The organism is Pseudomonas sp. GD03862 (assembly GCF_029840855.1).
Classification (GTDB): domain Bacteria; phylum Pseudomonadota; class Gammaproteobacteria; order Pseudomonadales; family Pseudomonadaceae; genus Aquipseudomonas; species Aquipseudomonas alloputida.
The window spans coordinates 201,474-226,663 of sequence record NZ_JAOCDI010000001.1 but is presented as its reverse complement, the minus strand read 5'-3'; the positions used below and the strand labels follow the sequence as shown (position 1 = coordinate 226,663).

The 25,190-nt window shown below is 62.7% G+C and carries 20 protein-coding genes and 1 riboswitch; of the genes, 6 read left to right on the top strand and 14 right to left on the bottom strand.

What is annotated here, in order from left to right; all coding sequences use genetic code 11:
- Positions 1–4 precede the first annotated feature (4 nt).
- Complete coding sequence (locus N5D53_RS01080; protein ID WP_104961719.1) at positions 5–904, bottom strand: LysR substrate-binding domain-containing protein; 900 nt, start codon at positions 902–904, stop codon at positions 5–7.
- Between the two features lie 127 nt (positions 905–1,031).
- On the opposite strand from N5D53_RS01080, the gene N5D53_RS01075 reads away from it, so the two are divergent.
- Positions 1,032–2,072, top strand: a complete 1,041-nt coding sequence (locus N5D53_RS01075; RefSeq protein ID WP_190869251.1) for an SMP-30/gluconolactonase/LRE family protein — start codon at positions 1,032–1,034, stop codon at positions 2,070–2,072.
- Here the strand turns inward: N5D53_RS01075 and N5D53_RS01070 are convergent.
- The 4 genes from N5D53_RS01070 to N5D53_RS01055 all read right to left on the bottom strand — a co-directional run bounded on the left by N5D53_RS01070 (position 2,062) and on the right by N5D53_RS01055 (position 9,934).
- A complete protein-coding gene (locus N5D53_RS01070) occupies positions 2,062–3,042 on the bottom strand; it encodes a site-specific integrase (protein WP_104961717.1) in 981 nt (326 codons plus the stop codon). The genes N5D53_RS01075 and N5D53_RS01070 overlap by 11 nt on opposite strands.
- 60 nt (positions 3,043–3,102) lie before the next feature.
- Positions 3,103–5,418: a GGDEF and EAL domain-containing protein gene (locus N5D53_RS01065; RefSeq protein WP_190869250.1), complete on the bottom strand. Its 2,316-nt coding sequence runs from the start codon at positions 5,416–5,418 to the stop codon at positions 3,103–3,105.
- 81 nt (positions 5,419–5,499) lie between these two features.
- Positions 5,500–6,483, bottom strand: a complete 984-nt coding sequence (locus N5D53_RS01060) for an SCO family protein (RefSeq protein WP_266021813.1) — start codon at positions 6,481–6,483, stop codon at positions 5,500–5,502.
- Between the two features lie 55 nt (positions 6,484–6,538).
- A complete protein-coding gene (locus tag N5D53_RS01055; protein WP_266021811.1) occupies positions 6,539–9,934 on the bottom strand; it encodes an Ig-like domain-containing protein in 3,396 nt (1,131 codons plus the stop codon).
- 250 nt (positions 9,935–10,184) lie between these two features.
- A riboswitch (TPP riboswitch) is annotated at positions 10,185–10,299 on the top strand.
- Positions 10,300–10,377: 78 nt separating this feature from the next.
- On the opposite strand from N5D53_RS01055, the gene N5D53_RS01050 reads away from it, so the two are divergent.
- The 5 genes from N5D53_RS01050 to codA all read left to right on the top strand — a co-directional run bounded on the left by N5D53_RS01050 (position 10,378) and on the right by codA (position 15,642).
- Positions 10,378–11,025: a TenA family protein gene (locus N5D53_RS01050; protein ID WP_104887613.1), complete on the top strand. Its 648-nt coding sequence runs from the start codon at positions 10,378–10,380 to the stop codon at positions 11,023–11,025.
- Positions 11,022–11,687 (top strand): thiaminase II, encoded by a 666-nt coding sequence (gene tenA, locus N5D53_RS01045; protein ID WP_190869249.1) that lies wholly within the window; start codon positions 11,022–11,024, stop codon positions 11,685–11,687. The genes N5D53_RS01050 and tenA overlap by 4 nt, the downstream gene beginning before the upstream one ends.
- A 229-nt stretch (positions 11,688–11,916) precedes the next feature.
- Complete coding sequence (codB, locus tag N5D53_RS01040) at positions 11,917–13,182, top strand: cytosine permease (RefSeq protein ID WP_190869248.1); 1,266 nt, start codon at positions 11,917–11,919, stop codon at positions 13,180–13,182.
- Complete coding sequence (locus N5D53_RS01035) at positions 13,179–14,396, top strand: PucR family transcriptional regulator (protein ID WP_190869247.1); 1,218 nt, start codon at positions 13,179–13,181, stop codon at positions 14,394–14,396. The genes codB and N5D53_RS01035 overlap by 4 nt, the downstream gene beginning before the upstream one ends.
- A 4-nt stretch (positions 14,397–14,400) precedes the next feature.
- Positions 14,401–15,642 carry a cytosine deaminase gene (codA, locus tag N5D53_RS01030; RefSeq protein WP_190869246.1) on the top strand — a complete coding sequence of 414 codons (1,242 nt, stop codon included), beginning with the start codon at positions 14,401–14,403 and terminating at the stop codon, positions 15,640–15,642.
- 13 nt (positions 15,643–15,655) lie between these two features.
- Here the strand turns inward: codA and N5D53_RS01025 are convergent, their stop codons facing one another.
- The 9 genes from N5D53_RS01025 to N5D53_RS00985 form a co-directional block, all read right to left on the bottom strand.
- Complete coding sequence (locus N5D53_RS01025) at positions 15,656–16,603, bottom strand: ornithine cyclodeaminase family protein (RefSeq protein ID WP_190869245.1); 948 nt, start codon at positions 16,601–16,603, stop codon at positions 15,656–15,658.
- A complete protein-coding gene (locus N5D53_RS01020; RefSeq protein WP_190869244.1) occupies positions 16,600–17,589 on the bottom strand; it encodes a threonine/serine dehydratase in 990 nt (329 codons plus the stop codon). Before N5D53_RS01020 ends, N5D53_RS01025 begins: the two co-directional genes overlap by 4 nt.
- Positions 17,590–17,682: 93 nt before the next feature.
- The gene (locus N5D53_RS01015; RefSeq protein WP_104961707.1) at positions 17,683–18,288 is read right to left on the bottom strand and encodes a PAS domain-containing protein; all 606 of its coding nucleotides are present in this window, start codon (positions 18,286–18,288) and stop codon (positions 17,683–17,685) included.
- Positions 18,289–18,475: 187 nt separating this feature from the next.
- Positions 18,476–19,420 carry a PDR/VanB family oxidoreductase gene (locus tag N5D53_RS01010; RefSeq protein ID WP_190869243.1) on the bottom strand — a complete coding sequence of 315 codons (945 nt, stop codon included), beginning with the start codon at positions 19,418–19,420 and terminating at the stop codon, positions 18,476–18,478.
- On the bottom strand, positions 19,417–20,847 hold the full coding sequence (locus N5D53_RS01005; protein ID WP_190869242.1) for an amidohydrolase family protein: 1,431 nt from the start codon (positions 20,845–20,847) through the stop codon (positions 19,417–19,419). Before N5D53_RS01005 ends, N5D53_RS01010 begins: the two co-directional genes overlap by 4 nt.
- A gap of 38 nt (positions 20,848–20,885) precedes the next feature.
- Positions 20,886–21,614, bottom strand: coding sequence for an ABC transporter permease (locus tag N5D53_RS01000; RefSeq protein ID WP_190870165.1), 729 nt, complete (start codon positions 21,612–21,614; stop codon positions 20,886–20,888).
- 85 nt (positions 21,615–21,699) lie between these two features.
- Positions 21,700–22,548 (bottom strand): ABC transporter ATP-binding protein, encoded by an 849-nt coding sequence (locus N5D53_RS00995; RefSeq protein WP_190869241.1) that lies wholly within the window; start codon positions 22,546–22,548, stop codon positions 21,700–21,702.
- A gap of 65 nt (positions 22,549–22,613) precedes the next feature.
- Positions 22,614–23,639: an aromatic ring-hydroxylating dioxygenase subunit alpha gene (locus N5D53_RS00990; RefSeq protein ID WP_020192292.1), complete on the bottom strand. Its 1,026-nt coding sequence runs from the start codon at positions 23,637–23,639 to the stop codon at positions 22,614–22,616.
- Between the two features lie 38 nt (positions 23,640–23,677).
- A complete protein-coding gene (locus N5D53_RS00985) occupies positions 23,678–24,703 on the bottom strand; it encodes an ABC transporter substrate-binding protein (protein WP_128573895.1) in 1,026 nt (341 codons plus the stop codon).
- Positions 24,704–25,190 lie beyond the last annotated feature (487 nt).

Genomic DNA, 25,190 nt, shown 5'->3' with positions numbered 1-25,190 from the left:
GGCCTTATTGCTGCGTCTCGAACATGGCAATGAAGTTGGCCAGCGCTGGCGAAGCATTCTGGGCGCTCCATTTCATGTACAGCCCAAGCCCTGGGGCGGGCTGGTCACCGATAGGGCGGATCGGGCAAAACCGCACGCGTTCGCGCGGGGTCGAGCGGACGAACGACTCCGGCACCAGGGCCACGCCAAAGCCGCAAGCCACCAGACCCAGCAGGGTGTGGATCTGCGCCGCTTCCTGCACGACCTTGGGGTAGAACCCGGCCGACTCGCACAGCGCAACCAACTGTGCGTGGTAGCCCCCGCCCAGCGCTTGCGGGGTGAACACGAAGTCCTCATCGGCAAACTCGCGCAAGTCGACAGCCTCGTGCCGCGCCTTGGGATGGCTGGCGGGCAGCGCCATGACGATCTGCTCGTCAAGCAGCAAGCGTGCCTCCAGGGTGCCGGCCGGCAGCGGTAGCCTGCGCATGAAGCCGATGTCCGCCTCACCGGCCAGCAAGGCCTTGGCCTGAGAGGCAGATGGCATCTCGCGGATGGTCAGCTGTACGTTTGGATAAGTCTCCCGAAAGCGGCGCAAGCGGTTGAGCAGCGAATCGTAATAAGCGATGGAAATGGCCGTGATGGTCAGTTTGCCGCTGACGCCCGCAGAAACGTTGCGCGCGTACTCGATCCCTTGTTCAAGTTCAGCAAGCGTGCGGTAGGCGGTGTCGAGAAACGCTGCACCCGCTGCGGTCAGGCGCACCCCGCGCTTGTTGCGCAGAAGCAGGCCGAAACCGAGCTTTTCCTCGAGCCGGTTGATCGCCTGGCTCAGCGGTGGTTGCGCCATGTGCAGGCGCTGGGCGGCCTTGTGAAAGTGCAGCTCTTCGGCCACGGCGATGAACTGCCTGAGCAAGCGTGTTTCGATCATCCAGCATTCCTGCAGCGTGGCGACTCGGCGGTGATATCCATGGGATATCAAAGTTGCATGCTTTTAATATTAAGTCATTGATTTTTTTGTTGATATCGTAAGAAAGGAGAATTGAAGGTAGCCAGAAATGCCCGTTACTCACCTGGCCGGTGCGCTGTGCCATCCCACTGATCGCACCTTGCGCGCCAGCAATAGCCAGCACATCGCCACCCGCTTCAACGAACATAGCAGTGTCAGCCACCCTCGGGACCTTGACCGTGTGCAGGTGGCCGAGCGCTGGAGCCGCATCAAGGAATGCAATTACGTGCCGGTCAAAGTGGCCAACACGCGCGCGGACCTAGGTGAAAGCCTGGTCTGGGATGAACGCAGCGGCGTGCTGTACTTTGTCGATATCTCTGGCGGGCGCATCAACGGCCTGACACCCGATGGCGAAGTCGAGTGCCTTTACGAGTCTGCCGCGCGCATTGGCGCCCTGGCGCTGACCGACCGGGGTAACCTGATTTTCACCGAGGATGCCAGCGTGGCCCTCTTCGATGTGCCAACGCGCAAGGTGAGCCAGCATTCGGCATCGGTCCATCCGCGCTCGACTTACCGCTTCAACGATGGCGCCTGCGACCCACAGGGACGCTTCGTCACTGGCCTGATGGACGAGGCCCTCAGTGGCAATACCGGGGCGCTTTTTCGCTTTGACTGGCAGTTGAGCGACCAGGTGATCCACGATGACATGGGTTTGCCCACCGGCCTTGCCTGGTCGCAGGACGGCCATACGGTGTACTTCGTCGATTCGGCGGCGCGTGCGATCTACCGCGCCGAGTACCTCATCGAAGGCCGGCTGGGTGCTGTCACGCTGTTTGCCGAAACCCCCGCCGAACTGGGGCGGCCGGATGGCCTGGCGCTGGACCGCGACGGCGGGCTGTGGGTGTGCCAGTACCATGGCAGCTGCCTGCTGCGCTACGACCGCCACGGGTATCTGACCGACCAGGTGTTGATGCCAGTACCGTGCCCCACCAGCTGCTGCTTTGGCGGGCCCGGGATGAACACCTTGTACATCAGCACCGCGCGTTACGACATGACGCCAGAAGACCTGCACCATTATCCGGACGCTGGCGACCTGTATGCCATCCGCCCGGAAACGGGGGGCGTCGCCAGGCACAGCTTCAAGGAATAAGCGGTTGCACCTGACTGGCCGGTAGCACGGCCAGATCGCCAAAACGCTGCGCCGAGTCGATGTAGCGCAGCGCCGATTTGGCGTCTTTCCAGCCCACATAGCTCATCAGCGACTTCAGTTCCCAACCATTGGCCGTGGCCCAGGTGGCGAAACCACGCCGTAGCGAGTGGCCGGTATACAGCGCCGCCGGCACCCCGGCACGTTCCAGCATGCGCCGCAGCAGGCCGACCAGGCTGTTGCTGTTGAGCGGGCTGTCGCCAAGGTTGCCCCAGCGGTCGAGTTTGCGGAACACCGGCCCATGGGCAATACCGGCGACTTCAAGCCATTGCAGGTAGGCAGTGACAGGGCACAAGGCCTTGAGGGCAGGGGTGCGGTGCTGGACGCCCAAGGCTTCGCGGTCGCCCTTGCTGCGCGGCAGGAAAAGCGTGATGCCGACACCGGCTTGTGCCTGGATGTGTTCGATGCGCAGGCGTGCCAGCTCATCGCCGCGAAAACCACGCCAGAAACCCAGCAACAGCAAGGCGCTGTCACGGCGGGCCCGGCGCAGGGCTGCCAAGTCATGGTGCTCGCGGGCTTGTCGGGCTTCTTCTTCAAAACACGCTACAGCGGTTTGCAGGTGTTGCAACAACAGCGGGGCAGCCTGCTTGGGCGGCGTCGGGTGCAGGGTGCGGATGCCGCGTAGCACCTGACGCACCAACGGCGCCTTGGTCGGGTCGGGGAAACCTTGGGCGACGTGCCATTGGCTGAGCGCGGCCAGGCGTTGGCGCAGGGTGCTGACTGCATGCTGGTCGGCATGATCGGCCAGGTAGCGGGCGATACTCTCGGCGGTGGCCGGGAGAAAGCCGCCCCAATGGCTTTCGAAGTGCTCGATGGCGGCCTGGTAGCTGCGCCGGGTGTTGTCACGGGTGGCGGCGCGAAGGTAGCGCTCGATATCGGTCATGGTGCGGGTGTCGGTGTGTGATCGGTACACGATAAACCGAAATGCGTTGCCTGTCCTTGCCCAACGCCCTCGGCAAGCCTGCCGTTGCGCTCAGTACACGCATGCCTTGTCCTCGATACCGTTGAAGGGCGGGTAAACCCACAGCTGCGGCAGCGCCAGTGGCCGGCTGAAGTGGTAGCCCTGAGCGATATCGCAGCCGGCAAGCTTCAGGTACACCACCTGTTCACGGGTTTCCACCCCCTCGGCCACCACTTCCAGGCCCAGGCGCTTGGCCAGGATGATGGTGGAGGACACGATCGGGCTGTCGTCATGGCTGTTGGACAGCGCCGCGATCAGCGAACGATCGATCTTCAGCTTGCTCAGGGGCAGTGAATGCAGATGGGCAAAGCCAGCGTAGCCACGGCCAAAATCGTCCAGACTGATACCCAAACCTGCGCCGCGCAACGTATGCAGGTGCGCCACCGCCGTGCCTTCGGGGTCGAGGATTGTGGTTTCGGTAATTTCCAGCTCCAGTTGCTGGGGGGCGATGCCATGATGCTGCAATTTGCTCAGCAGCCGGTCAGCAAAATCGGCTTGACGCAGCTGCAGGGCGGAGACATTGACGGCCAGCCGTGTCTTGCGGCCTTGGGCATTCCAGCTCGACAAGGCTTCACAGGCCAGCCGCAGCACCTCCCAACCCAGTTCGACAATGAAACCACTGCGCTCGGCCAGGCCGATGAAGCGGTCCGGGTACAGCAGGCCGAAATCAGGGTGGTCCCAGCGCACCAGCGCCTCATAGCCCAGCACCTGGTGGGTGTCCAGGCGCATCTGTGGCTGGTAGTGCAGCACGAACTGGCGTTCGGCCAAGGCACTGCCGAACGCCTGTTCAAGGGTAAACGCCTGGATATCGGCCAGATTCAGCGAGGGGTCGAAAAAGCGATACTGCGCGCGCCCTGCCTGCTTGGCCGAGTACATGGCCGCATCGGCACTGCGTATCAGGCTGTCGATGTCCTGGCCATCACGCGGGCAGATGCTCACCCCTACACTGGGGCTGGTGTTGACCTCTTGGCCATCCAGGGCGTAGGTGGCCGACAGTTTTTGCACCAGTTCGTGGACCCAGGCGTTGATCTGCTCCTCGCTGCGCTCACCGGCCAGCAACACCACGAATTCGTCGCCGCCAAACCGCGAAGCCTCGTCGCCGGGCTCCAGCAGGCGCTGGATACGCCCGGCCACAGCCTGTAGCAGCAGGTCACCAATCTTGTGGCCGAGCGAGTCGTTGATCGACTTGAAACGGTCCATGTCGATGAACAGAATCGCCATCAGTCGGCGCTTGCCACGTTGCCGAGTCAGCACCTGGCTGGCCACTTCGACGAACTGGCGGCGGTTGTGCAGGCCACTGAGGTGGTCGGTGGCGGCGGCGTGGCTGCTGCGCCGGTGTTCGTCCTCCAGGCGCACGATCAGCTGCTGATTGACTTGCTGGGCATGTTCCAGCGCGTCGAACGCCTCCTGGCGTTTGCGCAGCAGGCGCAAGGTCCATAGCAGGCTGGCCAGGATCATCAGGGTCATGCTCAGGTTCAACCAGAACTGCCGGGAATAGGCCAGCGTCGAGGGTGCGAGGATTTCTGCCTGGCGCTGGCTGACCACCACGCTGAAGCCTTGCTCAGGTACACGGCGGTACACGCTTTGGTAGGCATCACCCGCTACGTACTGGGTCAGCATGCCCGCTTCGGTGTCTAGCGCCGGCAGCGGGGGCTGCAATAGGTCGCCGGCAGTCACCACGCCGCTGTTGTCGATGCGCAGCCGCTCCAGGCCGTCATCCTGCAGCAGACGCACCAGGCCACTGTTGCCCAGGTCGATAGGCTGGAACAGCACCGCCAGGTAGCCGACGTCCAAGTGCACCAGCAAAATGTTGTCGATTTCCCGACCGGTCGAATTGGTCAACGGCAGCAGGAAGGGCAGGCGCCAAGTGGGCAGGGCAGCGGTTTGGCTGACAGGCTGAATGCTCGGCAGGAAAGGTTTGAAACCGTAGCGGTCAATGTGCCGCTGCAGTTGGCGCAACCAGTCTGCCGGCAACTCGGCGGCCTCATCGGTATGGCTGGCCGCTAGCAGCCGGCCTTGTTGGTCGTACAGGCTCAAGCGCTTGAACACTGGGTCTGCTGCCAGGCTGAAGTTGCCTTGGCGCCGCGCGTTCATGTCGTCCTGGGTAACACGACCCATCGCCTGGGCGCGGTCGACAAGCTGTCGCAGGCTTTCGCCCACGATGCTGGCCAGGTTCAGGTGCTCGATGGCCTTGGTCGACAGTGCATTCTGTCGGGCGGCGGCTTTCTGGGTGACGTGCAGCCCCCAGAGAAACGCCAGGGTCGCTGCACAGAGCATCAGGATCAGCAGTCGCAGAAGGCTGGTGGAGGAAAGCGAACGGCGAATCACTGCTGATAGTTCCCGACCCTGGGTGATGCTCAGAAAATACGACAATAAGATGACAGTCTGATGACTGGTGGCCAATAGCCTTTAGGGGATTCCCCTATTTGTCACGGGCGTTTGCAGGCGAGCCGTTTCCTCTTCGAGGTAGCTCATCAATGCGCTGACTTCGGCATCGCCCAAGCGCATGTTGGGCATGGCCAGGCGGTTGTATTGTTCGAACAGCAGCATGGCCAAGGGGTCTTTTTCGGCCAGCATCTGGTCGGGCACCTTCAGCCAGCGGACCAGCCAGTTGGCGTCACGCTGACGGGTCACGCCCAGCAGGTCGGGGCCGATGCCTGGCTGGCCTGGCTCGGTGTTGCCCACGGTATGGCAGGACGAGCAACGGGTACGGAATATCTGCTCGCCGCTGCTGGGTGAGCGGATTTGCGGAGCCTGAGCGTAGTCATTGCTCATGGCGCTGGCCTGCTTCCAGTTGTGCAGGCTGTTGCCCAGCCGGTCGGCGAGGATGTACGGGCTTTCGAAAGGCGAGGCTTTCATCCAGCGGCCGGTGGCCTGGTTGCCGATGATGAGGCTCAGGTTGTGGTCTTTGGAGCGGCCGTTTTCCAGGCCATCGATCCACAGCCCCAGGCTGCGGCGTAGTTGCTCGATGTCGTCGGGTTCGCCGGTCAGCAAGGTCCAGCCTGGGCCGATGCCGAACTTTTCGGCATAGCGCTTGAGGGTGGCGGGGGTGTCGTTATAGGGGTCGATGCTGATGGAGTAGAGGAAGATGTCTTTGCCGACCCGGTCACCGAGGATTTTCTGTACCTGGCGCAGGCGCGCGGTTTCCACTGGGCAGGAATCGGAGCAGCCGGTAAAGATGAAGTTGATGGCGACCACCTTGTCCTTGATCAGGTCGTCGAAGAAATGCACTTTTTCGCCATCCTGAGTGAGCAGGGGGATGTTGGGGAAATAGCTGGCCCCCCAGGGAGAGGCCGCTGCTTCTGCCACCGTTCGTTGGGGTTGCAGCGGCCAGAACGGAATGCTGGCGGCGAACAACGCGAGTACCAGCAGGAATCGCCATGAGCCGGGCATGATGCGGTCCTCGTGGGTTGGCTGATGGGGGCCGCATGGCGGCCCCGCTTTGCACTCACTTGTATGTGACTGGCGCTGTCACCGTCTGGCCCAGCGTCGATTTCACCGTGACCGTCGCTGGCGTGGCCGGGCCAAAGCCGGTGGTGGTCACCGCTACCCGCCAACGGGCCCCCTTAGTCGTGGCAGTCAGCGTCGCGTTCCCCAGGCTTACCGGACCACCGGTGGTTGCTGCAGTCACGCTGATGCTGTTGCCCGTGGCCACCGTGGTAGTCCCCTGCACATCCCAGGTGTAACGGTTGCCGCTGCGCAGTTGCACCGTGGCACTGGTGACCTTGAGCTCGTCGGCCGCCGCTGCTGGGGTGACGGCGATGCTGACCGTGGCCGGGTTCACCGACTCGGCCCCCTTGGTATCACGCGCCGTGTAATTGAAGCTGGCCGTGAACGGCGTGGCGACCGTAGCGGGTGGGGTGTACGTCACTGTGCTGCCGTCCGTGCTCACGGTTCCCTGGCCGGAGTCGGGCTGGCTGAGGCCGGTGACCGTGAGCGGTACGTTGCCGTCCGGGTCGCTGTCGTTGGCCAGCACGTTCAGGGTGATCGGCTTGCCTGCAGTCGTTGCGGCACTGTCGTTGGCCACGACAGGTGGTTTGTTGGCCGGGTCGTCATCGTCGTCATGGGTTTTGGTGCGGAACGTTGGCAGGCCTACCGAGGCCACGTAACGCACGCCATCCCATCCTGGCAGCGGGGTGGGCATCACCTGGAACTGCCCCGGGTGTTCAAGGTCCCAGCGCAGCAGCATCGAAGAGTCCTCGTGCTGGGTGTTGTGGCAGTGCTCCATGTAGGTGCCGGCGAACTCGCGGAAGCGGATGGCCATTTCCACCTCTTCGGACGAATCAGGTTCCGACCCGATACGGTACACATCCTTGCGCGCCCATTTTTCCCATTCTGGCGGGGCCTTGCCGTCGCGGCTAAGAATCACGCCTTCCTCGAAGTGCACGTGTACCGGGTGGCTCCAGCCATTGCCGCCGTTGACGATCTTCCACACTTCCAGGGTGCCGTCGCCGCTGAAACCACCGTCGGTGGACTGGTTGGCCAGTTGCGGTGCGGCACTGATACGGCGTGGGTCCATGCTGTAGCCAAAGCCGCCGTCGGTCTTGATGGTCCACGGGGTGGTGTCCGTGCCGTCGGAGCGGCCAAAGATGAACTCGCGGTGGCGGGCATCCTTGAGTTTGGCCTGGTCGGCTGCGGCGTCGCGGTCAATTGGCAGGGGCAGCATTTTCAGGCCTGCAGCCTTGCCTGGCTTGGCCGGCTCATAGGCTACCGGGTCCATGCTCACGTCCTGGCCGGTGTACGGTTGCACCCACAGTTGCAGAAACTTGCCGACAGCCGGGTCGCCGTTGTCCCACTGCGGGCCTTTGCTGGTCTGCTTGATCACCGCCTTGTATTTTTCCGACAGCACGTCGGCCAACGGGATAGCTTGCTTCGGACCTTTGCCGGAGTCGTGCTCCATCAGGTTGACGAAGTACAGCTTGTCGCCCGCCTTGATACCGTTCTTGGCGAAGTTGATGATGATGTCGTAGCGCTCGGCAATGCCCTGCAGTGGCAGGATGCCGTTGTTGTCTTGCAGGTTACCGTCACCATTGAGGTCCATCGTGCCGTCGAATGGCACCGCGTGTTCCATGATGTTGCCGTCGTTGGCGATCATGTGGAACGGCACCCGCGCATACGACAGGTTGGAGCCGGACGGGCCTTTGAACTCACCACTGGTACCGGCAATCTCCCGCACCACGGCGAACTTGAAGTAGCGCGACACCGAGCCGTTGAGGAGACGGAAACGGTAACTGCGCGCACGCACCTTGAGCCTGGGTTTGTACTGCCAGTTGACCAGAATCTGGTCAGCGAGGAAGCCGTCAGTGTTGAACGGGTTGAACCATAGCTGGCCATTTGCATCCCAGGCTTTGTCGGCAATCATCAGGTTGACGTCATAGTCACGGTTACCCCAAGGCATGGCTGAACCGCTTGGGAAGCGCAGGTTGACACCGTCCTGCAGGGCCTCGTTGCCGCGGTCCAGGGCGCTGTAGTAGTTCATCATCACGGCGTTGCCCTTGTAGACGTTCTGCGCCGTGAAATCCATCATGTGGTCGTGGAACCAGTGGGTACTCATGGTTTCGCGCCAGTCGCCACGAATCTTGATACTGCCGTTCTCGCAGGTTTTCAGGCCTGGAGTGCCATCGTTGACGAACAAGGTTTCACCCGGCGAGCAGGGGAAAGCTGCGCGCGGGTCCTGGGCACGGGTGTTGATGGTGTCGTACCCGGCCAGCTGCACCGGCCAGCGGTAATCGTAATACTGGCCGGGGAAGAAGTACGCGTTGGCAAAGCCGTCACTTTCGGCCGGGGAGTGGCCGTTGTGCTCGTGGGTCGAGATGGTATGCAGGCCAAAGCCACCGTTGGCCGAGGGGTCAATCGGCAGGGCGTTGTAATGGCGCATCAGGATCGGCTGGCCGTAGCGCACCATCAGCAGCTTGGGCGGGAAAGTGCCGTCGAAGGTCCACAGTGATTTGTGATTTTGCAGCGGCATGTTTGGGTGGAAGCGTATGTCGATGCCCTTGGTGGTGCCCAGCGTGGTCGGAATGTCGGAGGTCTGGTAGTACAGGCCTCCTGGGGCAAACTCGCCGACAGCATAGTTGTGCAGTTGCTTGCGGTCGCGCAGGCCGAGGTTGATGCGCGCACCGGCCTGGGCGGTCTTGAACGCTGCCTGCGGGTAGAACTCGTTCCAGCGCTGGTGCGACCAGCCTTTTCCTGGTGGCCGGCCTTCAGCGGGCGAGCCGACCGGCTGGCGGTTGAGGAACATCTCGATCTGCGCCTTCCATGGGTTGCGGTCCAGCACGTTGGCGTACTGGGTCGGGAACGGGTACAGGCCGGGCTGCTTGAGGAACGCTTCCAGTGCGCTGCCACTGGGTCCGCTGCGTGCCACCACGTTGGGGTCTTGCGCGGGGGACGCGCCGAGGGTCGGTACCGGGAAGGTCAGATCGGGCACCGGCGTGGTCGGGTCGAGCTTCTCTGGCCCGAATTCTTCGAACAGTAACAGTTGCTGGGTGAATGGTTGCGCACCGAACAACGGGCTGGGTTTGCCGTTGGTAGGGTACTTGTCCGACGTTTGCAGGGCAGGCGGCAGCACGTTGTCGGTGCGTACCGTGTTGCGGTCGCCATACACGCCATCGGTCAGCTCCAACGAGCCTTCGTTGGCCTCCGGCAAGGTGTTCAGCTCAAGCAAGGCAGCGGTCGGGTCGTCCGGCTGGTCGGTGTAGGCCGACGGGTCGGTCGGCGGTGGCATGCTGTTGTCGTCGAGGGGGGCTGCCATGGTCGTGATCAACCCGAGGCTGATCATCAGCGCAGTGACGGAGGACAGATGGAACGCGCGTCTGGACGCGTGACTCGCAGCAGGTGTTTTCATTGGCTTAAGCCTCTTTTGCGGCCTTAGGGCCTTAAGCCATCAATGGCGTTTTGCCCGTTAAATGGCCATCAGCAACAGCTATGCCAACAGATTTTCCAGTAATGCTTTGACATACAAAACCTTGCAGCGTCTGGCGTGCACTAAAAAATGGAGCGTCAAGAATGGGGACAGATACCCATTAGCGGGTCACCCTTGCCCACAGTTTGGGGAGTTGGAGTAGTGACAGGCGCGGCGCCCTCGGGTATACCTGAGCGCTACCAAGGGGAGCCCGGCAATGGGCTGAGAAACCGCTGAACGCCACAGCGCGGTGACCCTTCGAACCTGATCCGGATCATGCCGGCGAAGGGATGGGGCTTGTAACCTGCCTTTTTGCCGGCCTCACTGCGAGGCCAGTCCATGTCAATTGCCAAGGTCTCGCTGTCACCCTCATCAAGGACAGCAACATGACCGAACGTTTCAGCCAGTCCCTGCGCCGCCAGAGCGAGCCAACCTGGTCGGCGGCCGTTGGCCACCGTTTCGTGACCCGATTGTGCGACGGCAGCCTGCCTGACCCGATCATGGTCGACTACCTGGTCCAGGATCACCGTTTCCTCGACAGCTTCCTGACCCTGCTGGGCGCGGCCATCGCTACCGCTGACACGTTTGAAGCCCGCCTGCGCTTCGGCCGCTTTGCCGGGATGATCTGCAGTGACGAGAACACCTACTTCCTGCGTGCCTTCGAGGCCTTGGGTGTCAGCCCGGCGCAACGCAGTGAACCGGCCGATACCGCGCCTACCGCAGGTTTCAAAGCGATCATGCGCGAAGCGGCAGCCACCCGTTCCTATGCAGCGGCACTGGCGGTGCTGAACGTTGCCGAAGGCCTGTACCTGGACTGGGCGCTCAAGGCGCCGAAACCGATGCCGGACAACTTCGTCCATGCCGAGTGGATTACCCTGCATGACAACCCGGCATTCCAGGCATTCGTCGCTTTCCTGCAGGCCGAGCTGGACCGCGTCGGCCCGCAGGAGGCCGCATTGGCAAGTGACTTCTACCAGCGCACGGTGGCGCTGGAGCTGGCTTTCTTCGATGCAGTTTATCCGGAGGGCAAATGAGCATGGATATCTTCGAGCGCCTCAAGGCTGCTGCCACACCACAATGGAACCGCTACGTAGACCATGATTTCGTGCGGCAGATGGGCGAGGGCACGCTGAGCGAGGAAGCGTTCCGGACCTACCTTGTGCAGGATTACCTGTTCCTGATCCAGTTCGCCCGCGCCTGGGCGCTGGCCGCCTACAAAAGCCGCCGCCCGGCCGACATTCGTGCGGCGCAGGCCGGGCTGTCGGCGATACTGGATGAAACCGAGCTGCACTTGCGCCTGTGCGCACGCTGGGGCTTGACCCAGGCAGACATCGAGGCCGCGCCAGAGCATCAGGCCACGGTGGCATACACCCGTTATGTGCTGGACTGCGGCGCAGCCGGCGACCTGCTGGAGCTGCATGTGGCACTGGCACCTTGCGTGATCGGCTATGCCGAAATCGGCCGGACCCTGGCCGAGCGCATTGGCGACTTGAGCAATCACCCCTACCGCGAGTGGATTGGCGAGTATGCCGGGGAGGGCTACCAAGGGGTGGCCGCAGCAGCGCGCAAGCACCTGGATGAACTGGCAGCGCGCAGCATGACCGAGCAGCGGTTCGCCGAACTGGCAGGGATTTTTGGCCAGGCCTCCAGCCTGGAGGCGGATTTCTGGCAAATGGGGTTGGACGGGACCGTGTAAACCGCCGTGGGCTGGGTGATTACTACCCAGCCCAGGACCGCTTTGGTGCATGGGCGCCTCAAAATAAGTCGTCCCGCACACTCCAGATCGTCAGATCGCAGCTTTAATGTGCACAGTGCATATGGATTTCTGGGCGAACAGCCCGATTTTTTCCGGGTGGCGGCGCAGGAAAAAGCGGCCCGCATATTGCTCTTTCTGCTCCCAACTACAAACCCGGAGCCCCCGTGCAATGAGCTCACCCAGCGAATTTCCCCTCAGCGAAGCCCCCCAGTCCGCCCGCAAGGGCCTGCTGCCGATCGCGATGGTCTTGTTCAGCTTCACCTTCTTTACCGGCACGATGTTCGCCGGCGGCAAGCTGGGCATGGCATTCAGTTTTGTCGACATGCTGTGGGTGGCTACCCTCGGCAACAGCCTGCTGGCCTTGTATGCCGCAGCGTTGGCCTTCATTGCCTCGCGCAGCGGGCTGAATACCGTGTTGATGGGGCGCTTCTGTTTCGGTGAAGCGGGGAGCCGGCTCTCGGACTTTCTGCTGGGCTTTGCCGAACTGGGCTGGTATGCCTGGGGTACGGCCACGGTGGCCATCGTGCTGGTCAAGCTGCTGGGGCTGGCGGATGGCTTCGGCATGCCGTTGATGGTGCTGTTCGGGCTGGGTTTCAGCATCACGGCCATCATCGGCTTCAAGGGGCTGGACCTGTTGTCGCGGGTGTCGGTGCCATTGATGTTCGGGCTGCTGTTGGTGTCCATGTACATCGCCACCCGAGATGCCGGTGGCTTTGCCGGCCTGGCTGCAGTAGTACCGCATGAAACCATGACCTTTTCGGCGGCAGTGACCATGGTCTTCGGCACCTTCGCCAGTGGCGCCACCCAAGCCACCAACTGGACACGGCTGGCACGCAGTGGCCGGGTAGCGGTGATCGCCAGCGGGGTGGCATTCTTCCTTGGCAACGGCCTGATGGTGGTGGCCGGGGCGTGGTGCGCGATGGTTTACCAGCAGGCCGATATCGTCGACGTGATGATGCTGCAGGGCCTGTCGTTCGCGGCGGTGGTGATGCTGTGCCTGAACCTGTGGACCATTCAGGGTCCGACCATCTACAACGTGTCAGCCGCCGCCTGCCACTTGTTGCGCAGCGAGCGCCGGCGCACGGCAACGCTGGTGGCGGCCGGGGTTGGCATTGTGCTGGCGATGGGTGGCATGTACGAAATGCTGATCCCGTTCCTGGTGCTGCTGGGGTCGATAATTCCGCCGGTGGGTGGGGTGATCATGGCTGATTTCTGGTACCGCCACCGCGGCAAATACCCGCCACTGGGTACGGCAAACCTGCCACGCTACAACCTCACCGGGCTGTTTGCCTATGCCGTGGGCGCAGTACTGGCCTATGCCTCACCGTGGGTCGCGCCGCTGGTGGGCATCGCCGCCTCGGCAGTGTGCTACATCGTCATTCTGGAGCTGGGCGCACGCCGCCGCGCGCCGGGTCAGGCGGGCGTCGAGCCGTGAGCCTGGCGCTGGACGAGATCCTGTATTTGCCCGGTCTGCACGAAATGCAGGTGCGGGCCGGAGCGCGCAACCTGCAGCGGCGGGTACGCTGGCCTTACGTGGCGGAGAACGAGGGTATCGCCGAATGGGTGATGGGCGGTGAACTGGTATTCGTCACCGGCATCAACCACCCGCGCGGCGAAGCCAACCTGCTGAGCCTGGTGGAGGATGGCGACGCCGTGGGCATTGCCGGCATGGTGATTCTCACCGGCGGCAGTTTCATCCAGAGCATCCCGGCGCCCGTTGTCGCGCGCGCCGAGCAGCTGGGCTTGCCGCTGATCGAACAGCCCTACGCACTGAAGATGGTGGTGGTCACCCACCTGATCGGCACTGCACTGGTACAGATGAGCCAGGCGCGCCGCTCGCGTAACGACATCCTTGGGCAACTGCTCACAGGCGACTACCCAAGCCTGGCGATTGCCCGGCAGCGGGCAGCACACCTGCAACTGGCCCTGGATAAACCGCGGCGCCTGCTGGCGTTGCGCCTGACGGGCGTGGACGCCTTGTTCGAGCGCCAAGGGCTGGCCCACGGCGAGCGTACCTGGCAAGCCACCCGCCAGGCCCTGGAAGACCAGCTCGAAGCCTGGTGCCGCCAGCGGCCAGGCAGTGTGACGGCGCAGTTGCCGGGCGATCTGTTCGTGGTGCTGCTGGCCGATACACGCGACTTACCCGAGACGTTGGGTGCGCTGTACCGGCAGCTGCAAGCCGCGACAGGTGAACTGGGCCTTTACATGGGCCTGTCGAGCCTCGCTGACGATTGCGCGCACTATCGTCAGGCCCTCAACGAGGCACGCCAGGCGCTGGATGTGGCGCAGCATCTGCGCCCGGCCAACGGCTATTGCAACTTCAGCGAGCTCGGCGTATTGCGCCTGCTGCAAGGTATTGTCGACCGCTCGCTGGTCGACGATTTCGTCAGCCGCACCCTCGGCCCGCTGATCGCCCCTGGGCGCAAACACGCCCATGCTTTGGTGCATACCCTCGACGCCTTGCTCATGGAAAATGGCAACGGGCTCAAGGCCGCACAGCGTCTGGGGCTGCACCGCAACACGATCAATCAGCGCATCCAGCGCATCGAACAACTGAGCGGGCAGTCGCTGGACGACCCGCTTTTTCGCATGAATGCTTCGGTCGCCATGCTGGTATGGCGCATGAGCGAAGCCCACGGCAAGGAGTAACTGCATGAACATCATCAACGCACGCCTGCGCGGCAAGCCTGGCCTGTTCCGCGTCGAACTGAACGGCGAGCGCATTGCCGCCATCGTGCCCCAGACCGACGTCGTGGCTTCCGCTACGGCCAATGACCTGGACGCCGGGCAAAACCTGGTGGTAGCGCCCTTTGTCGAGCCGCACATTCATCTTGATGCCACGCTGACCGCGGGTGAGCCGAAGTGGAACATGAGCGGCACGTTGTTCGAAGGCATTGAGCGCTGGTCGGAGCGCAAGGAAATCACCACTCACGACGACATCAAGACCCGTGCGAAAAAAACCATCGACATGCTGGTGGACCACGGTATCCAGCATGTGCGTACCCATGTCGATGTGACCGACCCGAAACTCACCGCGCTCAAGGCCATGGTCGAGGTACGCGACGAAGTGCGTGAGCTGATCGACCTGCAGATTGTCGCCTTCCCGCAGGAGGGCATCGAGTCGTACGCCAACGGCCGGGCGCTGATGACTGAAGCCGTGGCGATTGGCGCCGACGTCGTCGGCGGCATTCCGCATTTCGAAAATACCCGCGACCAGGGGGTATCGTCGGTGAAGTTCCTGATGGACCTGGCCGAGCGCACCGGCTGCCTGGTGGACGTGCACTGCGACGAGACCGACGACCCGCAATCACGCTTCCTCGAAGTGTTGGCCGAAGAAGCACGGGTACGCGGCATGGGGCCCCGGGTCACGGCCAGCCACACCGTGGCCATGGGCTCGTATGACAATGCGTATTGCTACAAGCTGTTCCGCCTGCTCAAGCTGTCGGGCATCAACTTCGTGTCATGCCCGACCGAGAGCATTCACCTGCAAGGGCGCTTCGACAACTACCCGAAACGTCGTGGCGTGACCCGCGTGGCCGAGATCGACCGCGCCGGCATGAACGTGTGCTTCGGCCAGGACTCCATCGTCGACCCGTGGTACCCACTGGGCAATGGCAATATCCTGCGCATTCTCGAAGCCGGCCTGCACATCTGTCACATGCTTGGGTATGAAGACCTGCAGCGCTGCCTGGACCTGATTACCGACAACAGCGCCCGCACCCTTAACCTGGGCGAGCGCTATGGCATCGAGGTGGGGCGGCCGGCGAACCTGTTGCTGCTGTCGGCGCCGGATGATTACGAGATGGTGCGCAGCCAGGGGCACGCGTTGGTGTCGGTACGCAATGGCAAGGTGCTGATGCAGCGCACGCCAGCGCAGGTGCAACGTTTGCGCTGACGCTGTTGTAGCCTCAGGTGCACAGGGCGGCCAAGGCGTGGCTTGCAACTTGTGCATCCTGCACTGCCACACCGGTCAGGTCCGCCAAGGTAATCTGGCTGTCGTGCTCACGCCCCTTGGCACGGCCAGCCAGCAGCGTACCCAGCTCGATCAGCTGGTTAGCGTCGATGCGGCCACTGCCGAGGGCATGGGCCACTTCGCCGTACTGGCTGCACTGGGCGATGGCGTCGACGATGATGCGGTCCGCCCTTGCCACCAGTGCCGGGTCCAGTTCCTGCTTGCCGGGCGCATCGGCACCGACGGCGGTGATATGCGTACCCGGCTGGACCCAATCGCTGTGCAACAGCGCCTGGCGAGAAGGCGTGGTGCAAACGATCAGGTTTGCCGCGCCCGCAACCTCGGCCGCATCCTGCGTGCTGTGCACTGCGAAGCCCAGCTCGCGGGCAAATGCGGTATAGGCCGCAAGCCCGCGTTCATGCCGGCCCCAGACAATCACCTGGCGACAATCGGTCACCGCGCGAAGCTGCTCAAGCTGCATCTGCGCCTGCATGCCGGTGCCGAGGATGCCAATGGCCTTGACCTGGGATGGCGCCAGCAGCCGGGCGGCGATACGCCCGGCCAACGCGGTGCGCATGGCAGTCAGCCAGCCTTGGTCCTGCAGCAGTGCCAGCGGCTGACCGGTGTGTGCAGACAACACTAGCATCAAGCCATCATTGCTCGGCAGGCCCTTGGACGGATTGTCGTAGAAGCCTGTCGAAAGCTTGACGGTGAAGGTCGGGCTGCCTTCGATGTAGGCCGATTTCACGCAACAGTCACCGTTCGCGCCCTTGAATGCGAATCCCTGCACGGGCGGTACCTGCACCTTGCCTTCGGAGTAGGCGATGAAGCCTTCCTCCAGTTGGCTGACCGCGAGCTCCGGGTTGAAGCGGGCGATGATCTGCGTCTTGCTGAAGACCCTCATTGAACGGCCTCGAGGAACTTCTCCAGCAGGATGTTACGGCCACACAGGATCACCGCGACACGCTTGCCCTGATAGCGTTCGGCGAGCTTCTGCATGCCGGCGACCGCAACCGCAGCAGCGCCTTCGATGATCCAGCGCTCACTGCTGGCGATGTCGCGCATGGCGCAGCGGATTTCGTCCTCGCTGACCAGCACGGTATCGGTGAGCAGCGCCTGGCAAAGCGGGAAGGTGATGGAGCCTGGCTCGACGCCGCCGGCCGTGCCATCCGACAGCGTTTCGCAGGCATCCAATTCGATGATTTCACCAGCCTCGAGTGATTGCTGCAGGGTTGGGTCATTCGCCGGCCAGCAGCCGATGATCTCAGTGCCCGGCTTGAGTACGCGCAGGGCGGCGCCGATGCCGGAAATCATCCCGCCACCGCCCACGGCGACGAACACCGCGTCCAGGTCTGCCGCCTGCTCGAACAACTCCATGCCTATGGTGCCCTGGCCGGCAATGACTTGCAGGTCGTTGTAAGGTGACACGAAAGGAACGCCCTGGGCCTTGGCTTGCCTGGCGGCTTCCAGCTCTGCACTCAGCGGGTCGGTGGGCAGGCAGACCACTTCGGCGCCCAGCGCGCGCATTGCCTCTGTTTTGTATGCCGATGCGCCCGTGGTGGTGTAGACCTTCACTGGCACGCCAGCCATCTTGCCGGCCAGGGCCAGGGCCTGCCCATGGTTACCGGAAGAGGCGGCTATCACCCCCTGCTTGCGTGCCTCGGCCGGCAGCAGGCGCATCTTGTTGCTGGCACCGCGAAACTTGAAGGAACCGGTGTGCTGCAGGTGTTCGCATTTGAGCAGCACTTCACAGCCGGTCAGTGCCGACAAACGAGGGCTGTGCAAGAGCGGGGTAATGCTGACGGCCGGGCGGAGCGCTGCATGTGCGTCCTGAATGTTTTCGTAAAGGGTATCAAGGTACTGGGCATCAATTGACGGGGTGGCTGGCATGACGGGTCCTTGCAGGCATATGGATAATTTGTCCACCATAGAATAATATTCCACCTACAGCAAGAGCGTGTGCCTACAGCCAGGCAATACCGCCTAGGCCCTGACTTCCTTCAGGTATTTGTACACGGTGGCCCGCCCCATGCTGAGGACGTTGGCAACGTAATCGGCGCCGCTGCGCCCCTCGAATGCACCCTCGGCATGCAAGGCCAGGACAAGGTTGCGTTTGTCTTTCATCTTCAAGGTCTGCAGCGACAGGTTATGCGCTTGCAGCCACGCTTGCAGGAAGGTGTTGATGCGCTCCTGCCAATCGTTGCGGAACAACGCATCCGGTTGCGGCTCCAGCCGACTCATCTGGAAGAACGCATCCAATGCCACACGCGCCTGTTCCAGCACCGACACGTTCAGATTGATGCACATCAGATACTCGGCTTCGCCTTGCGAATTGTGCAGCACAGCACTGATCGAGCGGACCTTCTGACCGTTCCAGTTAAGCTTCTCGTAGGGACCAAGGTTGGTACCCTTCAAAAGGTCCCCCAGTTCTGGACCGAGTGCCGAATCATCGCCGAGCTTGCGATGTGAGAAATTATTGGCGATATGAACGATTGTCTGGCTGCGTATCTCATGAATGACGACTTCCGCGTGGGGGTACAGCAGCAGGGCAATGCTTTCAGCGATTGCCTGGTAATTTTCCAGTGTCATGCATTAGCCAATGGTCTGTTGAAGAATGCCTATGGTGGCCCTGGAGAATACTGGGCACAAGACGGATCTTTACCGGGTCGGGATCAAGGCCTGGCTGCGAGCCGCTCGCCTCGGCCATTACTGCGCCAGCGGTTGTGCGTGCGCAGCTACCGTCAGCCGTCGGCCGTCGGGCAGCTGCGGGCGATGGTCAAACGTCCAGCACCAACCGGGCGCTGTGGCAGCCCGATACGCAGGGCGTTATCCATTCTCCGCTGTTGCGCTGGGCATCGCTGAGGTACTCATCGCGGTGATCAGGCGCCCCCTCGATGACCCGGCTGACACAGGCGCCGCAGATACCCATTCCACATGACACGGGTAGCTCCACGCCCGCCCGCGATGCCGCCTGTACCAAACTTTCGCCCGGTTGCACCTCGACCTGGAGACGACTGCGCTGTAGCACCAGCGTGCAGTGACGCTCGACGTGCAAGGTGGGCGCTGCAGCCTGGAAATGTTCGCGGTGAAGCGCCGTGGTTGGCCAGCCGCTTGCAAGCGCGACGCGTTCGACACACGCCATGAAACCGGCAGGACCACAGCAATAGAGGCTTGCGCTGCCGTCCCAGGCCGGCAGGTGTTCCTCCAGGTACCCGGCGATCATCGGGGCGCGCAAGCCTGCATGAACCTCGGTATTCGCATCGAGGTACTGGACAAAAGGCACCTGTTTGGCATCGCGGGTGAAAAACAGCAAGCGCACCGACCGACCTTGAGCTTGGCATTGCCGGTACATGGCGAGCAGTGGCGTGATTCCTATGCCTGCGGCCACCAAGACGACCTGTCCTGTGCCAGGTTGCAGGCTAAAGAGGTTGCGCGGCACGCCCACCTCCACCCGGGCACCCAGCCGCAGGTGCTCGTGCAGCCATTGCGAGCCGCCGCGGGAGGCTTTTTCGCGCTTGATGCCCAGGTATACATGACCGTCCTCGGGCAGGCTGACCACTGAGTATTGGCGTACCACGCCATTGCCCAGGCGCAGGTCCACATGAGCACCGGGTGCCCAGTCGAAGGGCAGGGGAGCAGGACTCGGCGGGGCCAGTTCCACACCCAGCACGTCGTCGGCTTCAAGGCGCAGGGCCCGCACCTGCAGAGGCGTCCAGCTCATGCGCGTACCCCCGCGGCCTGTTGCAGATGAAGTACAGCCTGCCGTGCCTGGCTGCCCAGCTCGGCGAGGTCCAAGCCAGGAATCGCATCGTTTTCCACGCTCAGGCGGCCGCCTACCAGCAATGCCCGCAGCGTCGGACGGCCACCGCCAACCACTGGCGCGATGCCCAGATCATGCAGACCGAAGTAGCGGGGTTGATCGAGGCGGTAGATCGCCAAGTCCGCCGCCATGCCGACCTGCAGCGTGCCGATGGCGTCCAGGCCCAGCACCTGGGCGCCACCTGCTGTGCCCCAGCGCACAACGTCCTCCACGCTGGCGACATGGGCACCACCCTCCAGATCGCCGCCAGCATGGCGGGCCATGGCGCGTTCGCCGGCCTTGGCCCTTTGCATCAGCCAGGCGGCGTGGGTTTCGCTGATCATGTCGCAGGCTTCGTTGGAGGCAGCGCCATCCACGCCGATCGAGACCGACATGCCTGCGGCCTCCATGGCAACGATATCTGCGATACCACTGCCAAGCCGGCCATTGCTTTGGGGGCAGTGGGCGATGCCGGTGCCGGTGGCGCCCAGCAGCTGGATTTCTTCGGCGCTCAGCTTGACCAGGTGCGCGAACCACACGTCCGGCCCGAGCCATTCCTGCTCCGCGCAGAACACCACGGGCGAGAGGCCGTGGCGATCATGGACTTCGTTCTGGTACTCCACGGTTTCGCTCAAATGGCTGTGCAGGCGGATGCCCAGGCGGCGTGCGGCGCGGGCGGTCTCGCGCAGGTGCTCGGGCGGCATGGAGTAGGGCGGGCTGGTCGGTGCCATTACCACACGGCGCCAGGCATCGTCGGCGGGATCATGGTAGACCTGTACCAAGCGCTGAACATCGTCCAGGTACTGCGTGAGGGTCTCAGGTCCGGCTGTCGCGGGGCCTTCCGCCTGACGTACCTGGGTTGCGCCACCCCGGCAAAGGACGAAGCGCAGCCCCAGGCGCTCGGCTTCTTCGAAGAGGATCTGTGCGCTGTCGAAGGCCATGCCTGGCAAGTACAGGTAATGATGGTCGGCCACCGTGCTGCAGCCGGAACGGGCCAGTTCCACCAGCCCGACCCGGGCGGCCAAGCGGAAACTGTGCTCATCGAACAGCCCGCGATAGCGATAGGGCACGGCCCCCAACCAGGCACCGAGGCTCTGGTCGATGCCAGCGGGAATGCCCTTGAGCAAGGACTGGAACAGATGATGATGGGTGTTCACCCAGCCTGGATACACCACGCAATCGGTGGCATCGAGCACTGGCTCACCTGGTAACGGTTGCAGCGAGCCCAGGGCAGCGATACGCCCTTGGGTGATGCGGATGTCCGGCCCCACATGGCGCGCGGCGCCGCCACGCAGGCCAGTGAGGATGGCGCTGGCGTTACGGATCAGCCAGCTGTTGGTGTGATTCATGTTCGTCTCCATAGGCAGGATGGCGTTTTGCATGGAACTCAGCCCAGTTCGCTTTCGTGCCAGTGGCGCAGGCTCAACCGAGCCAGCAAAGCCATCAGGCTGAACAGCGCCACGCCGGTCAGGGCGATCAACACCAGGGCGGCGAATAGGCGGGGAATGTTGAGCTGGAATCCCGCTTGCAGGATCTGATACGCCAGGCCCGCGCCCGTGCCACCCGTACCGGCGACGAACTCGGCCACCACCGCGCCGATCAATGCCAAGCCGCTGGCGATGCGCAGGCCAGCGAAAAAGCACGGTAAGGCGCTGGGAATGCGCAGGCGCAACAGCACTTGCCAGCGGCTGGCGCGGTTCAGGTGGAACAGGTTGAGCAGGCCAGGGTTGACGCTGCGCAGGCCCAGTACGGTGTTGGCGATGATCGGGAAGATCGCCACCAGCGTGGCGCAGATCACCAACGCCAAGGTCGTATCGCTGCACCAGATGATGATCAGCGGCGCGATGGCCACCACCGGCGTGACCTGCAGCAGAATCGCGTAGGGAAACAGACTGGCCTCCACGACGCGGCTCTGCACGAACACGAACGCCGCCAGCGTCCCGATGAGCACGGCGAGGGCGAATGACAGGAAGGTGATCTTCAGGGTCATCCAAAGTGCTCCCAGCAGCATCGGGCCATCGGCGACCAGGGTGCGGCCGATATCGGCTGGTGACGGTACCAGGTACACCGGGACTTTCCAGGCGATGCATGCCAGTTGCCAGACGCCGAGCAGCAAGGCGCCAACCAGTAGCGGTGAAACGATGCGTAGTACAGAAGGGTGGCGTAGCCAGGGAGTAGAGGGTCGGCTCATGATGATGCTCTCAGGAAGGGTCGCCATTGGCCTGGGCCAGGAGTCGGGACAGGTGCGCGCATTGCTCGATGAACGCCGGTGAAGTGCGGTATGCCTCGTCGCGCTCCAGTGGGCCGTCGATGATTACATCGGCGATCACTCGACCGGGACGCGCGCCCATCACGACCACCCGCGAGGACAGGTACACCGCCTCGAAGATGCTGTGGGTCACGAATACCACCGTCAGGTCGCGCTGGAGCCAGAGCTGGCGCAGGTCGCTATCGAGCTTGTTGCGGGTGAACTCGTCCAGGGCGCCGAAGGGTTCGTCCATCAGCAGCAGATTGGGTTCGGTGGCTAATGCCCGGGCAATGGAGGCACGCATCTGCATACCGCCGGAGAGCTCCCGCGGGTAAACGTCGCCGAACTTGCCCAGCCCCACCAGTTCCAGGGCGGCTTGCACCTTGGGCTGGCTCTGGGCCTTGGGGGCGCCGGCCAAGTCCAGGGGCAAGCGCACGTTGTCGTGCACTTTGGCCCATGGCATCAGGGTGGCTTCCTGGAACACCATGGCCAGGCTGCGCCCCGGTGTGCGTGCGTGGTGGTCCGTACCCGGGGCATCCTTGCCCCACCAGCGCACATGGCCGGCGGAGGGCTGTTCGAGCCCGGCGAACATTTTCAGCAGGGTGCTTTTGCCACACCCCGACGGGCCCAAGAGCGAGACGAACTCGCCGCGTTCGATCGCCAGTTTCACGCGGCTCAAGGCATGGGTGCCATTGCTGTAGGTTTTTTCCACCTGATTGGCGAACAAAGGGGTGTCCACACCGATGGTGTTCGGCAGGGCCTGCGGCTGGACGTCGGCCTTGGATAGGGTCTGCATCAACATAGCGCTCTCCCCGTGGGTCATGAGCGGTGGTGTATGCCCCGGCGCACCGGGGCGTTGGGCAAGTGTCAGTGGCTGAGGAACACTTCGCTCTCGCCATGGGCTTCAAGCAGACCCAGTAGTTGCCGACGGATAACCAACCCGGGCTTGTCCGATGGCATGTGCAGTTCCACCCTGCGGCGGGTGTCGACACAGGCGTCAGGATCGGTGGCCTCCAGGATGTCGCGGTCTTCGGCTGTGATCGCCGCGTCCCAGTCGATCAGTTCCTGGGTCGAGCATTGCTCTTCGCTGTCGTTGCGATACAACCACTGCACGAGCATCAGTCGGTTGTCGTCGATGGGCGTGGCGCAGTTGTAGATGATGTGATGGATGCCGCTGTCCGGATACATGCAGCCAAAGCGCCGGGAGAAGGGCAGGTAATAGCGGTTGAGCAAGTGCCGCTGGGTGATTGGCTCGGTGGTACCGGTGATACGGAAGCTTGCCTCGGGGTTGCGGATCGGCACGCGGGTCTCGGCTTCGAAGCCATAATCGGTTTCGCGAAACTCGTAACTGGCCGGTTGCGGCTGGTCGAACAAGCCGAAATTGGCCTTGTGCACGAAGGAAAAGTGCGAGTTGTCGAAGGAGTTCTCCATGACCCGCAGCGGGCTGGTCTTCCACTCTTCGTAAAACTGGAAGATGCGTCGGTAACCGGGGGCGCCGTCTTCCGGGAACTCAGGGATCGGTTGTAGCGGGTCGTCCAGGCTGACCCAGGCATAGCCGTACTTTTCCTGGCAGTGATAAGCCTTCACCGCGGCCCCCGGAGGAATAGCGCCGGTGGGATTCTGCGGGATCTTCACGCACGTGCCGGTGCAGTCGTATTCCCAGCCGTGATACCCGCAGGCGATATTGCCCTCAGCACTGACGAAGCCTTTGGACAGTTTGGCGGTGCGGTGGCAGCAGCGGTCCCGCATTGCCACCGGGGTACCATCGGGACGCTTCCACAACACCAGCGCTTCACCCAGAAGGGTGAATGGCTTGGGGCCGTCTTCGAGGGCTGTCATAGGGAGCAGGGCATACCAGAAACGGCGCAATACAGGTTGTTTGGTAACCAACATAATCAGGATTCCTCACAGCGTTGAGCTTGTAATGGTGTTCAGCGGCTGCCGACCTGCTCGGCCTCAGGGAGTACCTTCAGGTCTTGCACAAAGCGCGTGGTGTACGCGTTGCGCCAAGGTGCGTCGGGACCGAGCAGACCCGCCTCGACCATGAAGTCGCGGGTCGCTTGCCAGCGGCTGTCAGTCATGGTGCCGATCCCCTGGGTTGCAGCCTCTCCACCGGTGACCAGGCGGTACTGCTTGAGGGTCGAGACGCCCCAGGCCAGCAGCTCATCGGTCATGTTGGGGTTGTCGCGCTTGATCAGTGCATTGCCGGCGCTGGGGTCATCCAGATAGCGCTTCCAACCCTCCATGGATGCGCGCACGAAACCTGCTACCCGCTCCGGGTGCTGAGCGATGATGTCTTGACGGGTGACCACGGTGGAACCGTAGGGTGGATAACCGGCATCTGCGAAGAGGAAAAAGTTAGGGGTCACGCCTGCCTTTATCGCCTGGAACAGTTCCGAGCTGGCATACGCCTGTTGTGTGGTTTGCGGGTCGGCTAGAAAGGGTTGCAGGTTGAAGGTGTAGGGCCGCGCCTGGTTGTCAGCCAATTGGTATTTACCCTTCAGCCAAGGCCACCAGGTTTGCTGGCCCGACGTGGAGACCAGCACAGGCTTGCCGCCAAGCCCATCAAGTCCGCTGACGTCTGCGTGGGTCATCAACCCTTGCGGGTCTCCCTGGAAGGGCGCAGCCACTGCGACCACTGGTAGGCCTTGCTCGACACTTTTTAGAATCTGCAGGTCATAGTTGACGATGAAATCAGCTTGCTTGCTGACCAGCAGTTGCATGCCATTGACCTGTGGTCCACCCATGCGGATGGACACATCCAGGCCTTCCTTTTCGTACAACCCATCGGCCAGTGCCTGGTAGAAGCCGCCCTGTTCGGCCTGAGCATACCAGGAGGTCAGCAACACGACTTTGTCACCAGCGATCGCCAGCGGAGCGATCGTCAGCGTGGTGGGGAGCAACGCTGCTGCCAACAGCGAGCGTAGCGGGCGAGCCAAGGCAAAACGCGTTTTCATCATGTGTTCTTCACCCCGATTCAAAAACCGCCGTGCGCCTGATAGCGCGACAGCGAAGGAGCCGGGCGGAGAGAACGTGGGAAGAGAATGGCGTCGCGAAGCAAAAGGGCGTGAACTGGCGACTGACATTGCTCTCTTGCCCGGGGCTGCCATAGCCTCGTTCAAACATCCGCTCGGATGTACGCCCCGAAGGACGCAAGAGCAATGCCCCATGCCATGCCTGGCACTGACCGCTTCTACTCGCTGATACAAGAAGCCAGAAGCATGCCAATTTCATGAAACCGCTGACTTTGCGGTGTAGCGACCCGCACCCGAGGGGGCCGGCACTGACGCGTGAATTGAGAAGGTGCAGAACGTACCGATTGAGCACTAATAAAGTGCGCAATGTTCTGATGCGATGGTGTTCACTGATGCTTGGGATTGCTCACAATAAGCAATTTACGTGTATCCGATTAGTTGGCACGCGCCCTGCTTTGCGCTAACTCGA

Bases quoted from the DNA above. Each gene is read 5' to 3' on its own strand.
- codB (WP_190869248.1), top strand. From the start codon at position 11,917: ATGAGCTCACCCAGCGAATTTCCCCTCAGCGAAGCCCCCCAGTCCGCC.
- N5D53_RS00990 (WP_020192292.1), bottom strand. From the start codon at position 23,639: ATGTTGGTTACCAAACAACCTGTATTGCGCCGTTTCTGGTATGCCCTG.
- codA (WP_190869246.1), top strand. From the start codon at position 14,401: ATGAACATCATCAACGCACGCCTGCGCGGCAAGCCTGGCCTGTTCCGC.
- N5D53_RS01005 (WP_190869242.1), bottom strand. From the start codon at position 20,847: ATGAATCACACCAACAGCTGGCTGATCCGTAACGCCAGCGCCATCCTC.
- tenA (WP_190869249.1), top strand. From the start codon at position 11,022: ATGAGCATGGATATCTTCGAGCGCCTCAAGGCTGCTGCCACACCACAA.
- N5D53_RS01010 (WP_190869243.1), bottom strand. From the start codon at position 19,420: ATGAGCTGGACGCCTCTGCAGGTGCGGGCCCTGCGCCTTGAAGCCGAC.
- N5D53_RS01075 (WP_190869251.1), top strand. From the start codon at position 1,032: ATGCCCGTTACTCACCTGGCCGGTGCGCTGTGCCATCCCACTGATCGC.
- N5D53_RS00985 (WP_128573895.1), bottom strand. From the start codon at position 24,703: ATGAAAACGCGTTTTGCCTTGGCTCGCCCGCTACGCTCGCTGTTGGCA.
- N5D53_RS01015 (WP_104961707.1), bottom strand. From the start codon at position 18,288: ATGACACTGGAAAATTACCAGGCAATCGCTGAAAGCATTGCCCTGCTG.
- N5D53_RS01080 (WP_104961719.1), bottom strand. From the start codon at position 904: ATGATCGAAACACGCTTGCTCAGGCAGTTCATCGCCGTGGCCGAAGAG.
- N5D53_RS01055 (WP_266021811.1), bottom strand. From the start codon at position 9,934: ATGAAAACACCTGCTGCGAGTCACGCGTCCAGACGCGCGTTCCATCTG.
- N5D53_RS01020 (WP_190869244.1), bottom strand. From the start codon at position 17,589: ATGCCAGCCACCCCGTCAATTGATGCCCAGTACCTTGATACCCTTTAC.
- N5D53_RS01025 (WP_190869245.1), bottom strand. From the start codon at position 16,603: ATGAGGGTCTTCAGCAAGACGCAGATCATCGCCCGCTTCAACCCGGAG.
- N5D53_RS00995 (WP_190869241.1), bottom strand. From the start codon at position 22,548: ATGTTGATGCAGACCCTATCCAAGGCCGACGTCCAGCCGCAGGCCCTG.
- N5D53_RS01060 (WP_266021813.1), bottom strand. From the start codon at position 6,483: ATGCCCGGCTCATGGCGATTCCTGCTGGTACTCGCGTTGTTCGCCGCC.
- N5D53_RS01050 (WP_104887613.1), top strand. From the start codon at position 10,378: ATGACCGAACGTTTCAGCCAGTCCCTGCGCCGCCAGAGCGAGCCAACC.